The following is a 13,584-nucleotide window of genomic DNA, read 5'->3' as shown; positions in this document are numbered from 1 at the left end:
TATCGACTATCGACTATCGACTATCGACTATCGACTATCGACTATCGGCTTCGAACTGAAGAATGTGCGTGATGATCCCCGCAAGTGGACTCACATGCTGTGCTGCCCCCAGCGCGATGGCTTCTTTTGGCATACCAAATACCACGCAAGTCGCTTCATCTTGAGCCACCGTCTTTGCTCCGCTATCCAGTAGAACTTTAAGCCCACGGGCACCATCATCTCCCATGCCCGTCATAATGATGGCCAAAGCATTTTTTCCAGCTTGCTGAGCGGTAGAGCGAAATAAGACATCCACCGATGGTTTATGACGGTTCACTGGTGGGCCATCAAATACCTCGACTTTATACTGTGCTCCGCTTCGAACGAGCTTAGTGTGCTTTCCTCCAGGAGCAATCAAAGCACAGCCTGGCAATACACGATCCCCCGTTTTAGCTTCACTGACACTAATTTGGCATAGGTTATTGAGCCGTTCTGCAAACATTGCGGTAAATTTCTCTGGCATATGTTGGACAATCACAATCCCAGGCGAATGCGCCGGTAAACGGGTCAACACATACTCAAGCGCTTGTGTGCCACCGGTGGAGGTTCCTATCACAACAATTTTTTCGCTGCTTAATAATGCATTAATCGAAGGTGTTGGCCCATTTTTTGTGACCGTTGATGACGGACGAGCAAGCTGAGTTTGACGCGGAGTAAGTAAATTTTTTAGTTGTGCTTTAGCCGCCGAACGGACAGCTTGTAGTACTTGGTTCGTGCTCTCTTCAAGAAAGCCTTTTAAACCCACTTTAGGCTTAGTTATGATAGTTACCGCCCCAGCTTGTAACGCATCTAAAGTAATTTGCGCGCCTTGCTCAGTTAGTGTAGAGCAGATAATCACCGGAATGGGACGTTCTGCCATCAGTTTTTTTAGAAAGGTAATACCATCCATCCTTGGCATCTCAACATCTAAAATCATGACATCTGGCCACGTTTGCTGCATTCGTTTCATGGCAAAAATAGGATCTGCCGCCGCAGGTAATAGTTCGATATCCGGCTGTCCCGATAACATTTGACTGAAAACCTGTCTTACAACGGCCGAGTCATCAACGATCAACACTTTAATTTTTTTATGCGTCATCGCATTTCCTAATCAATTCATCCATTCCATGCCCTTCCTACTTGAAGCTGCAGGGGGTGTTGGCTACGTTCTTTCACCCTAATCACATAACCAGTCTATGCTCATGGGGATTCACTCACTTGCCGCCTACCTGCAACTTCAAATTGTTTGGGTATAATCTCTAAACTTTTTGATAGATAGAAGGCGAGATCAGCGTCAAAGAAGAACGAACAGACTGTAACGTCTCTGCGTGTCCAATAAATAGGTATCCACCGACATTAAGCTGGCGTTGAATATTATCAATCACTCGCTGCTTAGAACGCGCATCAAAATAGATCATCACATTACGGAGTAAAATAAGGTCAAAATGACCAAAACGCGCTAAGTTATCTTGCAAATTGACCGCCTGAAAGCTCACTTTTTCACGCAACGCTCGGCTCACTTTAAACCCATTCGCTTTGTCACCAATCCCTTTAAGGCAATACTTTTGTAAATAATGTAGTGGAATATTGGCACTTCGGCTCAGTGGATAAACACCATGTCTCGCCACATCCAAAACACGGCTACTGATATCAGTGGCTAAAATTTGCCAAGGATGACAATAGTGCTCCATTAATAACATCGCCAATGAATAGGCTTCTTCACCAGATGAACTAGCAGCACTCCAACAACGAAAAGAGCGATCAAGGTATTGAGGAAGAATCTCTTGTTGAATAAACGAAAAATGAGCTTCTTCACGAAAGAAATAGGTTTCATTAGTTGTCAGCAAATCAATAACAATTTGTTGTTCAGCTTTTTGAGCCGGGCTTTCTACTGATGAGGTAAAAAAGTTAAAATAAGCATCCCAATCCGCTAATCCAAGATGCTGAAGACGCGATCCCAATCGGCCAATCACTAGCGATTTTTTACCATCGTGGAGATAAATACCGGCTCTCTCATACAACCAACGTTGATAACGCACAAATGTTTGGTCAGATAAGTGATGCGATAGATAACATTCTGGATAAACCGATTCAAGAAACGGCATAAGAAGCCCCTCTATTCTACCCGGTGACTAACTCGTTAGTCACCTGCTCAACCATGGCGAGTTCCTCGACCGATAAGACTTTATCTTCCGCGAGGATGATGACAAAGTTATCCTGTAACTGACCCATTGCACGGATAAAGTCGATACGAATTTGGCAACTAAAAGAAGGTGCCGCTCTTAGATCTAAACCCGGTATATCAATGACTTCAGAAACACTGTCGACCAAAACCCCCAAATCTTGACGCTGAGTCTCTGTTTCTACCTCAATAATTACAATACAAGATCGTTTGGTAATCGGCTGAGCTTCAATATGAAAACGGTGTGCAAGGTTAATCACCGGCACAACTTCACCGCGAAGGTTGATGACGCCTTGAATAAATTTAGGCATTCTCGGAATCGGGGTAATTTTCCCATACTCCAAAATCTCTTTGACGTTCAGAATGGCAAACGCATACATTTCACCGTTCAATAAAAACGTTAGATATTGCTGGTCATTCGCCTCACCATTGGGAGTTACCGCTAATGCAGTCATGTTAACCTCCTAAAAACGAACATAATCGGCATCATCATCAATCAACGTTGATGTTTCGTGTTGCTGTTTTACGGGTTGCTTATTTAGTTTTTTACTGGTGTGGACTTCACGCGACGCGTCGGTGGTAAAAAACGTCATCAATTGTTGCAGTTGTTGTGCTTGGCTACTCATTTCTTCCGAAGTTGAAGCTAACTCTTCTGATGCCGAAGCACTTTGCTGAGTCACGCTGTTAAGCTGCTCCATCGCTTGATTTATTTGTGAAGCACCGGTTGCCTGCTCCATTGAGGCGGCATTAATTTCTTGAACTAAGTCGGCTGTTTTTTGAATGGATGGTACAATTTCTTCTAGCAGCTCCCCGGCTTGTTCAGCTAATGCGACGCTATTTTTGGCGACCTCACCGATCTCTTGTGATGCGACTTGACTACGTTCGGCCAGTTTACGGACTTCAGCCGCCACAACTGCAAATCCTTTTCCATGCTCACCTGCTCGGGCAGCTTCAATAGCCGCATTTAAAGCTAATAAGTTTGTTTGATAGGCAATATCATCAATAATACTGATTTTTTCCGCTATTGATTTCATCGCCGCGACCGTTTGTGTGACCGCAGCACCACCATCTTGTGCTTCTTTTGCTGCTTTACTCGCAATACCATTGGTTACTTTGGCATTTTCAGTATTTTGAGCAATTGAAGCTGACATTTCTTCTATGGAGGAAGTGGTTTCTTCGACACTAGCCGCCTGTTCGCTCGCGCCTTGGCTTAAGTTTTGCGCGGTTGAAGAAACCTGTTCTGATGCTGAAGCTAAGGCATTACTTGCACCATTCACTTCACCCACTATTTGTGAGATTTTTTGCACCATCTGCTGCATTGCCAGCAATAATCGGCCCATTTCATCTTTACTGGTTACTTCAATACTGGCGGTCAAGTCCCCTTTTGCCAACTGTTGAGACAGTCGGACTGCGCTTTCCAAAGGACCACAAATTCCTCGAATAATGACAATACCGAAACTTAACGCCAGTATCAGGCCAACCACGATTGACGATATAGAGACTATGCGCAACGTATCGTAAAGTAATGTTTCTCTTTGGTATTGGTTAGCTGACTCTTTGATTTGAAGTTCAATTAACTGTTCGAGCACTTGGGCGACTGGTGTATATAACGGGCGAACTTTATCTCCCGCTAGCGAGGTAGCCGTCTCGATATCATTGGCTCGCAACGCAATTAAGGTGGGTTCAATCGCTTGAGTAATAAAAGCTTTATTGTCTCGTTCAAACTGGCTTACTAAACGTGCTTCTTCTGCGGTTAAGCTCGTGTTCGCATATTTCGACCAATTCTCGTTTATTATTTTTAAATTACTTTCCACTAATGCAACTTGCATCGCGATATTTTCTTCATCGGGCACCAGTTGAGCAAACGCTAATGCAATACGATTACCCAAAAAGCGAGCTTTAATATCTCCCAGTTGGCCGATAGGAATGGTTCGGTCTTGATAGACATGTTTTAATCCATCAACCATTTTTCCCATCCCGTACAACCCTGCTGCGCCGATACCCACCAACAGAATACCTAATAGCCCAATTAGTAAACTGAGCTTAATTTTTACTGAGAGATTCTTAAACATTGCCAGATTCCTTATTTAGGTGATGAACATCATGTTCTTCATCTGATAAACGTAGTTTTCCTTCACTTCTTCAATTCATACCCTTGTTCAGTGAATCGTAAATTGTTGAGATTCTTGCTGAATAATTTGCTGTGTTAAACTTGGAATATCGAGGATAAGCGCTATATCCCCATTACCTAAGATCGTTGAACCACTGATCCCTTGAATATTGGTAAAGATTGGACCGAGCGGTTTAATCACGGTTTGTAACTCGCCCAAGAGTCGATCAACCACAAGTCCAACCATTTGCCCCCCGGTTTGCACCACCACAACATTTTGCCGCCGAGGCGCGCGGTAATTTAGATTAAACTGTTTACGTAGATCGATTAAGGGTAAAACGTTGCCTCTTAAATTAAGGTGATTGGTTACTTTACCGGTCCGTTTTTCAAGGTGATGATTCAGTTCAACGCACTCTTTCACTGAATCAAGGGGGACGACAAACTCTTCTTGACCGACTTCAACCAAAAAACCGTCAATAATGGCTAAGGTGAGCGGAAGCATGAGTCGGATAGTCGTTCCGACAGAGACTTCACTTTCGATTTCAACCCGGCCTCGTAATTCGTGAATATTTCGCCGAACCACATCCATTCCAACCCCTCGACCAGAAAGATTGGACACCTCTTTGGCCATTGAAAAACCCGGTTCAAAAATAAGTTGATACGTTTCTTCACGGCTAAGAACGCTCTGTGGATCAATTAAGCCTCTTTCTATCGCTTTTAGACGAATTTTCTCGGTATCCAACCCCTTTCCGTCGTCGCTAATTTCTAACACAATATTTCCTGAATCATGGTAAGCGTTGAGGGTAATGTTTCCAGCAGTGGATTTTCCTCGTGCTTTGCGACTATCTGGAGATTCAATGCCATGATCAATGGCATTACGAATAAGATGCATCAACGGGTCGCCTATTTTCTCAACGACTGATTTATCCAATTCGGTCTCTGCGCCATGGATAACTAGCTCAATTTCTTTTCCCAGCTCTTTCGATACATCCCTAACGACCCGTTGAAATCGAATAAAGGTCGTCCCTATCGGTACCATTCTTAATTTGAGCGCGGCATCTCTCACTTCTTCTAATAATCCATTTAAACAGGACACTGACTCTTGCAATACACTATCTGCATAGTGGCTGGCCTGTAGTGCGCATCCAGCGCCAGCAGTCACCAGTTCACCAATAAGATTAATCAACGTGTCGAGCTTCTCGGCATCGACACGTAAACTTTTTGAATCACGATGCTGTGTTTCATTAGCAGCTTTAGACTTAGGGGCATTTGCATTCACTAAGGGAGTCGTAGACTCGATGCGCTCGACACCGATCGTCGAGCTACAATCGGTAGATTCACTCACCGATAAACCACAATAGTGAAAATGGGATGGGTTTTGCTGGCTGAGTTGTTGTAAATTGGCCATAAAATCAGCCGTACACTGCTCCTCAGTAAACACCCAGACCTCTCCTTCATCACGAATAAATTCAAAAACTTCTTCTATCTCACTCGCTTGAGCATATGTGGTGAAGGAAAGTTGCCAACATAAATAGCTATTCTCTGAATCAAATGCTTGCCACTCATCCGGCAACCCACTGTCATCTAAAATAATTTGCTCAATTTCGCCTAACTTAGCCAAATAAGTAAAAAAAGATAATGGATCCATACCATCTTGCAATGCCGTCTTTGGGAAACGAACAAATAAAAAATAGTGAGATGAGGCTGCTGAAGTTGAATAAGACGAGTCACAACGCTCGGTTTGGCAATACGTCTCATCCCGCGAGTCAGTTGCGGGTGAAGGTACAAGGTATTGATCTAACTCAATCATTAACGATTTACTAATACTCGCATTGTCTTGATCATCCACTTGCTGATATTGCGCTTCATCCAACAAGCTGAGCATATGATCCCGGCAACGAAATAATAAGCTGATGATCTCACTCGAAAGAGACGATGGCGTTGCTCTTAGCTGATCTAATAAATTTTCAACTTTATGGGTAAAATGCACAATCGAATCTAAGTTGAAAATTCCAGCGGAGCCTTTGACCGTATGAGCGGCTCGAAAAATAGCGTTGAGCCTTTCAGATAGTTCATTACGATTGCCAGCTTCAAGTTCTAGTAAGTCAAGCTCCATGGTTTCGAGCAGTTCTCGGCTTTCGGTATAGTAGGTGTCTAAAGCCGCCAACAACATGGGATCCATCTTCATACTTTTATCCTTGTTTTAGACTAGAGAGCACCTGCAACTGACTTTTCATGCGGTTAACCCCTAATTTTTCTATCACTCGATGAAGTAATGGACTATCACCCAGTAAAATTAAGCGTTGTTGCTGCTGCTCTTTGACTTTATCCAACATCAATAGTAATTGAATGGCGCTGGTATCAATATCGGTTACTTGTTCGACGTTAATGACAACATCACACGATTGCTCAGCCCAAGGTGTTAAAAATTCATACAATGCATCTGCTTGATAAATGGTTAACTCACCGGTTAATGCGATTTGGACTTGCTCTTTATTTTCCTCAAGTACCTGCATGTCATACCTCCTAGGGTCTGTTGACCTTTCGCGATTAAATTTTGTTCGAGATAAAAGCGTTTTAATCGCGGCGAGAGCTTTGTCGCCTAGTCATTCTAAGCAAAACACCGCTCAACAAAGAGTAAAACGCTTTTAGCCGAACCTTTCGGGCAGCGTTTGTGGCTCCTTTCTACGGCGTTATCGGCTTCTCAGGTAGAGTCACCACATTTCAAGCCTCTGCCTTATATAAAGAAGCCACAAACTGCTGAAAAAATCAGCTCGAAAGGTCAGCAGACCCTAAGCTGGCATTAATTTATTGACTGCAGCCAGCATTTGATCAGGCACAAAAGGTTTAACCACCCATGCTTTCGCGCCCGCTAAACGGCCTTGATCTTTTTTGCCCGCTTCCGATTCTGTAGTCAGCATGATCACAGGAGTAAATTTAGTACTTGGTTGTTTTTTCAACTCTTTTAATAACGTAATACCATCCATATTGGGCATATTGACATCACTAATCACTAAATGAATTTTGACGCCCTGAATTTTTTTTAACGCATCCACACCATCCGTGGCTTCAATGGTTTGATAGCCAGCCCCTTTGAGAGCCAAACTCACCACTTGACGAATTGCCGCAGAGTCATCAACGACTAAAATGGTTTTGCTCATCTTCAAACCTCCTTATTGGTAGCCCCAATGAGTTAGAAAAACGTGATGTCTGATTGAACCGCCCGTTTCACATTCGATTGATGCTCTTCTCCGCGGTGAACTTGGTGCTGCTCTATCATGGTGTAATTCCCTTTCAGCTTTTCAAGCCATTTTTGTGGTGATAACTGACCAACAACAGGATGATTTCGATCCTGTTTCGCCAACGCAATGGATTCACTTAACTCTTTTAAATTCAAGCTAATTTGATCAAGAATTTGGCTCACTCGATCTTGAAACTGCAAACGAATAATAACGTGTGTGACCGTTTCTTTGACTTGATGAGCCTCCTCTGTTAACCCTTGAGCTTGGGCATCTAAAGTGTGCAGCATATGCTGAAAATGGCTCATCACTTCATCGATGCGCTGTTCGGTGTGGTTCATCTGTTCAGTTTCATCTTTATTCACTTGCTGTACCATGTTACAAGCTTTTTCTATCGCTAAGTTGACGGTATTCACTTGCTCCGTCATATGGTTAGCAGTTTCTCTTGACTGGTGGGACAAACTTCGCACTTCATCAGCAACAACAGCAAATCCTCTCCCCGCTTCCCCCGCACGAGCTGATTCAATGGCCGCATTTAACGCCAGTAGATTAGTTTTTTCTGCAATACCAACCACATCACTGGCCATTTTTTTCAATGCGCTGGTGTACTGAACTAAATTTCTCATTTCACTCAATACTTGCTGACGTAACGCTTGACCGGAGCGAAGAGCCTCTACCGCCTCATTTAGCATGGTGCGACATTGATTAATTTCTTCTGGAATAGACTGGTCTTGAGTGCGATCACTACCAGCTTGGAGCGACAAGGAATGGGAAAGGCGCTCAACTAACTGAGTAAATTGTTCACTGAGTTCCGCCACAGACTCGGTCAAATGATGGTTTGCTGAATCAATATGCCGCGACCAAATGGGTAAAGACTCAATAAATAGAGGTTCAAGAGAATGGAAAGATTCCAACTCGGATTCTTGCTGTGAGGAAAGCTGCTCAATCTGCTTTTTTTGCTGTTTAACGGTTTTAATATACGCTTCATAATTCCAAGCGGCATAACCGATACTTATCATTGACGCAATGAAAAGAGGCACACTGATAGCCAGTGCAATATCTGAGTAAAAAATGCCTATGCCCGATAGCAGCAACACAGGCATAAACAACGGGGTAAGTCTAATCACTAACATGGATTATATTCCTATGCCTAACTGACGTTATTCTAATGATTATCTTTGGCTACATTCCTACCCTTTCAGTAGTGATATGATGGTTCATGAATATCAGCCTGTTTTTTTAAAAGTAGCAGTCAGGTATCTAGTAGGCAAATGAGCGGATGAAATAATATTTAATCTATTAATAACTTCACAAAAATACCGCACGAGGCCCAAGGTCTATTGACCCTAGCGTCGAAGCTGACATTTCTCAATGCCTTCTGAATGACATAAACCTTTCACAACAATGAAACCTAATCGCCACGGGAGTAACACATTTCATCGCCACCATAGCAGCATCAAACGAAATAAGAATCGTCTCGTTCGAAACTGACTAAGGGAAAAAAAATGAATAAGCTATGGTTAGCGAGCCTACTGTCTATCTCCTGTTCAGGAACCAGTTTCGCAGCCACCAATATTACTTGGTGGCATGCAATGGGTGGCCAATTAGGCGAAACGGTCAATAAAATTGCTGCTGATTTTAATGCCTCACAAAATGATTACCAAATTACGCCTATTTATAAAGGGGAGTATACTGAAACCCTGACCGCTGGCATTGCTGCTTTTCGTGCGGGACAATCGCCCAACATCTTGCAGGTGTTTGATGCCGGCGCAGCCACCATTATGAATGCTCCGGGCGTGGCGAAACCCGTGCAAGATATTATGATTGAGTCGGGTTATACTTTTCATTCCCAAGATTATCTGGCAGGTGTACGTAACTTTTATGCGGATAATAACGGTAAAATGGTCGGCATGCCCTTTAACAGTTCCACGCCGGTGCTGTATTACAATAAAGACATTCTCAAGCAAGTTGGAGGTGAGGCACCAACAACCTACGAGCAGCTAGAAGCACTGGCTATCAAGCTCAAATCAAAAGGATATGCAGCGTTTTCACAGTCTCTTACACCTTGGATCATGGTCGAAAACTTCAAGTCTCGCCATAACCTTCCTCTCTCCGATCAGCAAAATGGCTATCAAGCACTTTCTTCAACCGTCATGGTGAATACCCCAGATATGCAAATGCATATTGGAAAACTGAAAGAGTGGTCAGACAAAGGCTATTTTAAATATTACGGCAGCAATTGGGATGCCAACCAAATCCCCTTTGAACGTCAAGAAGTGGCAATGTGGATGGGATCATCGGGTTCTTTCGGTGGCTTACGTAACCGAGTCGATTTCGATTTTGGCACCACTTACTTACCCTACTGGCAATCATTAAATAAAAACGGCACGCATACCTTTATTGGTGGCGCAGCGCTGTTTGCTTTAAATGGCCATTCAAAAGCGGAAGATAAAGCCGTTGCCGCTTTCTTTACCTACTTAACACGTCCAGAAGTTCAAATGTATTGGCACCAAACCACCGGCTATGTTCCTGTAACTAATGCCGCCTATGAGATGACAAAAGCGTCAGGTTATTACCGCGAACATCCTGATGCAGAAGTGGGTGTCAAACAACTCAGCTTACCCTCTGGCGAATGGACCAAAGGGTATCGCTTAGGCTATTACCCGCAGATTCGAGAAGTAATGCACCGAGAATTCGACAATATTTTTGCGGGCCGTTCTTCTGTTAAAGATAGCCTGAATAAAGTGAAAACAGAAAGTGAAACACTATTGAGCCGCTTTGCTCGCACGATGCAATGATGTGGATCGCCCCCCCGCAAGTCATGTTGCGGGGGTTTTAATATACCCAAACAACTTGCAGTTGCAGGTAGGCGGCAAGTAAGTAAATCCCCCATGAGCATAGGCAAGCTAGGTAATTGGGGTGAATAAACGTAGCCAACATCCCTACAGCTTCAAGTAGGAAGGGTATAGCTTATTAATTTAATTGGAAAAACTTGTGGAACGTCGACAACAATTTCTACACTCGCCTTTGCCTTATCTCTTGCTGGCACCGCAGATCGTGATCATCGCCATTTTTTTTGTCTACCCAGCAATCAAAGCAATCTATCTCTCTTTTATGTTAGAAGATCCTTGGGGAATGTCATCGACGTTTGTTTGGTTTGAAAACTATCAGATGCTCTTTCAATCCCCAGAATATTTATCATCGCTCGGTTTTACTGTGCTGTTTTCCCTCTTAGTTTCTTTTTTATCTCTCGCTATTGCCCTACTACTGGCCGTCAAAGCGGATAATATTATTCACGGCCAAGGCTCATATAAGGTGACATTAACGTGGGTTTACGCTGTAGCCCCTGCTGTCGCTGGGATCATCGGCGGTTTCTTGTTTAATCCACATATTGGTATTTTGACGGAGTTTTTTGCTCAGTTTGGCTGGCAGGTCAGTCTCCAAACCAACCCCGTTGATGCCACTTTTGCACTAATTTTAGTCTCTGTCTGGAAACAAGTGGCGGTTAATTTTGTTTATTTCTTGGCGGGTTTGCAATCAATCTCTTATGCGGTCAAAGAAGCCGCTATGTTGGATTGTGTCAGTGATACGAAACGTTTTTGGACTATCACCTTCCCTCTCCTAGCACCAACGGGGTTTTTCCTGCTGGTAATAAACCTTACCTACGCCTTTTTTGACACCTTTGGGGTGATCGACACCATGACCAATGGTGGCCCTGGTGGAAGCACCACCTCTTTGGTTTATAAAGTGTATCGGGATGGGTTTGTCGGTGCTGATTTAGGGGGTAGCTCTGCACAATCTGTCGTGTTGTTAGCACTGGTACTTATGCTGACGTTTATCCAATTTCGATACGTTGAAAAACGCGTCCACTACTAAAGGCTTAATGATGAAAAGTAACAAGCTTTCTGACCACTTGATACTGGTAGCGGGCACTCTGTTTATGCTGCTCCCCATCTGGTTAATTTTCGCCAGCTCAACCCATCATCCCAATACCATTATCAGTGAAGGGCTACAATGGAGCATCGGCCAGCATACTGTGGCCATTTACCAAGAGGCATGGAATAAAAGCGTTGGTTTTGCTGGAAATGTTACCGCCAGCACTATGATTACAAACTCGATGATCATGGGGCTTGGCTTTGCTATTGGTAAGATTATTATTTCCATGATGGCAGCTTTTGCCCTTGTCTATTTCCGCCTTCCCTACGCCAGTGCTTGGTTTTGGCTAATTTTTGTGACCTTACTTTTACCTTTAGAAGTGCGGATCATTCCCTCTTATGAGGTCGTCTCCAACCTAGGAATGCTCAACAGCTATAGTGGCTTAATTTTACCCTTGATCGCATCGGCAACCGCAACCTTCTTTTTCCGTCAATTTTTTAAAACCATTCCCGATGAATTAATGGAAGCAGCACAACTCGATAATGCAGGGCCGATTCGATTTTTTATCGACATACTGCTCCCCTTATCAAAAACCATGATGGCAGCCATTTTTATCATTATGTTTGTGGTGGGGTGGAATCAATATTTATGGCCAATCATGATGACTACCGATGAACACTACAACACCATCGTGATGGGGATAAAACAAATTCTCAATAACATCAACGAAACCAATTTACCGCGTTATGACTACGCTTTTGCCATGGTCATATTAGCCATGCTTCCACCCGTTTTGGTGGTCGTCATCTTCCAACGTTGGTTTGTCAAAGGACTGGTCGAAAGTGAAAAATAATACTGCTATCCATTTAGTACCCCACACTCCATCACAGGAGCCGCAAAACGTGATGCTTGAAATCAAACAGCTGGTAAAAACTTACGAAAATGGTCACCGTGCCGTGAAAGGGGTCGATCTTTCTATCCAACAAGGTGAGTTTATTGTATTGGTAGGGCCATCTGGCTGTGGAAAGTCGTCCATTTTACGCTCGATTGCTGGACTAGAGCCCATATCAGATGGTGAGATTTATCTGGCTGGCCGACGGGTCGATAAGGAAAAACCGGCTAAACGAGACATTGCGATGGTGTTTCAAAACTATGCACTTTACCCACATATGAGTGTGTACGATAACCTTGCTTATGGATTAAAAAATCGCGGGGTTGATAAAGACACCATCGAAGAAAAAATTCAGCAAGTGGCAAAAACGCTCAAGATCGAAGCGTATTTAGCGCGTAAACCCAGTAAACTCTCAGGAGGACAACGGCAACGGGTCGCCATGGGACGTGCCATTGTTCGTGATCCGCAACTTTTTTTGTTTGATGAACCTTTATCGAACTTAGATGCCGCTCTACGCGCCCATATGCGGTTAGAAATCAAAACGCTACAACGTCAATTAGGAGTGACCAGTGTCTATGTGACTCATGATCAAATAGAAGCAATGACGCTGGCCGATCGCATTGTGGTTCTCAAAGACGGTGTAATTGAACAAATCGGTACCCCCGCAGAGGTTTATCATCAACCGGCCAGCACCTTTGTCGCCAGTTTTATTGGTAGCCCAGCCATGAACTTCCTGCCTGCTCAACTAAAAAATGGTCACTTGCATATTGCAAATCAGCAATTCTATCTTCCTCAATACCAAGGACTGAGCGCAGAATCACTCACGTTGGGCATTCGTCCCGAACATGCCGAAATCTCGCATGTTCAACACAAACTAACCCTGACTTTACAGATTCATGTCATCGAGCCCTTAGGGCCAAATCAATTAGTTCACGGACAAATTATCGGATTAGATAACCGAGCTGACTTTATCGCCGTAACTCCAGAAATACCACTTGCGGAGCATAAGCCACTGACCCTCTCCATAGCATCTGATCGCTTGCACCTCTTTGATCAGCAAGATAAACGTTTATGCCCAACCTCTCTTGCTAAACGGGCCATTGCATAAGGATTGATGTGAGCTTATCGACTCAACAAAAACAAATCCTCGCGTTATTTTCAGCAAGCGCACGGCGTTCTATCTTGAACAGAGCCAGCGATGCTGATTAGTCGCCGACAAAAATAAATTAGGTCGTTATGCTCCCATCGTTAGTGATAAACTCTCTAA

The 13,584-nt window shown here is 43.7% G+C and carries 12 protein-coding genes; 4 read left to right on the top strand and 8 right to left on the bottom strand.

Translation table 11 applies throughout. The features are described from left to right. Nucleotides 1-34: 34 nt before the first annotated feature. From CAG57_RS05710 to CAG57_RS05675, 8 genes are all read right to left on the bottom strand, one after another. Nucleotides 35-1,117, bottom strand: a complete 1,083-nt coding sequence (locus tag CAG57_RS05710; protein WP_099612467.1) for a protein-glutamate methylesterase/protein-glutamine glutaminase — start codon at nt 1,115-1,117, stop codon at nt 35-37. Between the two features lie 160 nt (nt 1,118-1,277). Continuing rightward, nucleotides 1,278-2,123 carry a CheR family methyltransferase gene (locus CAG57_RS05705; protein WP_161426869.1) on the bottom strand — a complete coding sequence of 282 codons (846 nt, stop codon included), beginning with the start codon at nt 2,121-2,123 and terminating at the stop codon, nt 1,278-1,280. Nucleotides 2,124-2,139: 16 nt separating this feature from the next. Beyond that, nucleotides 2,140-2,655, bottom strand: coding sequence for a chemotaxis protein CheW (locus tag CAG57_RS05700; protein WP_161426870.1), 516 nt, complete (start codon nt 2,653-2,655; stop codon nt 2,140-2,142). A gap of 9 nt (nt 2,656-2,664) precedes the next feature. After that, on the bottom strand, nt 2,665-4,272 hold the full coding sequence (locus CAG57_RS05695) for a methyl-accepting chemotaxis protein (protein WP_161426871.1): 1,608 nt from the start codon (nt 4,270-4,272) through the stop codon (nt 2,665-2,667). A gap of 87 nt (nt 4,273-4,359) precedes the next feature. After that, entirely contained in the window at nt 4,360-6,498 is a 2,139-nt protein-coding gene (locus CAG57_RS05690) for a chemotaxis protein CheA (protein ID WP_237665876.1), read from the bottom strand. 4 nt (nt 6,499-6,502) lie between these two features. After that, complete coding sequence (locus CAG57_RS05685; RefSeq protein WP_099612470.1) at nt 6,503-6,826, bottom strand: STAS domain-containing protein; 324 nt, start codon at nt 6,824-6,826, stop codon at nt 6,503-6,505. A gap of 276 nt (nt 6,827-7,102) precedes the next feature. Then, on the bottom strand, nt 7,103-7,471 hold the full coding sequence (locus CAG57_RS05680; RefSeq protein ID WP_099612471.1) for a response regulator: 369 nt from the start codon (nt 7,469-7,471) through the stop codon (nt 7,103-7,105). 32 nt (nt 7,472-7,503) lie between these two features. Beyond that, nucleotides 7,504-8,682, bottom strand: coding sequence for a methyl-accepting chemotaxis protein (locus tag CAG57_RS05675; RefSeq protein WP_161431198.1), 1,179 nt, complete (start codon nt 8,680-8,682; stop codon nt 7,504-7,506). Nucleotides 8,683-9,054: 372 nt separating this feature from the next. Between CAG57_RS05675 and CAG57_RS05670 the strand changes: the two genes are divergently transcribed. From CAG57_RS05670 to ugpC, 4 genes are all read left to right on the top strand, one after another. After that, the gene (locus CAG57_RS05670) at nt 9,055-10,347 is read left to right on the top strand and encodes an extracellular solute-binding protein (protein ID WP_161428020.1); all 1,293 of its coding nucleotides are present in this window, start codon (nt 9,055-9,057) and stop codon (nt 10,345-10,347) included. A gap of 196 nt (nt 10,348-10,543) precedes the next feature. Next, nucleotides 10,544-11,425 carry an ABC transporter permease subunit gene (locus CAG57_RS05665; RefSeq protein WP_161428021.1) on the top strand — a complete coding sequence of 294 codons (882 nt, stop codon included), beginning with the start codon at nt 10,544-10,546 and terminating at the stop codon, nt 11,423-11,425. A gap of 10 nt (nt 11,426-11,435) precedes the next feature. Next, complete coding sequence (gene ugpE / locus CAG57_RS05660; RefSeq protein WP_099612475.1) at nt 11,436-12,278, top strand: sn-glycerol-3-phosphate ABC transporter permease UgpE; 843 nt, start codon at nt 11,436-11,438, stop codon at nt 12,276-12,278. Nucleotides 12,279-12,330: 52 nt separating this feature from the next. Then, entirely contained in the window at nt 12,331-13,425 is a 1,095-nt protein-coding gene (ugpC, locus tag CAG57_RS05655) for a sn-glycerol-3-phosphate ABC transporter ATP-binding protein UgpC (RefSeq protein ID WP_161428023.1), read from the top strand. The last annotated feature ends 159 nt before the right edge of the window (nt 13,426-13,584 follow it).

It is taken from the genome of Vibrio sp. V30_P3S12P165, assembly GCF_009904905.1.
GTDB classification, from domain to species: Bacteria; Pseudomonadota; Gammaproteobacteria; order Enterobacterales; family Vibrionaceae; genus Vibrio; species Vibrio fujianensis.
The sequence above is the reverse complement of the archived record's forward strand: the minus strand, read 5'-3'. Positions and strand labels throughout refer to the sequence as shown.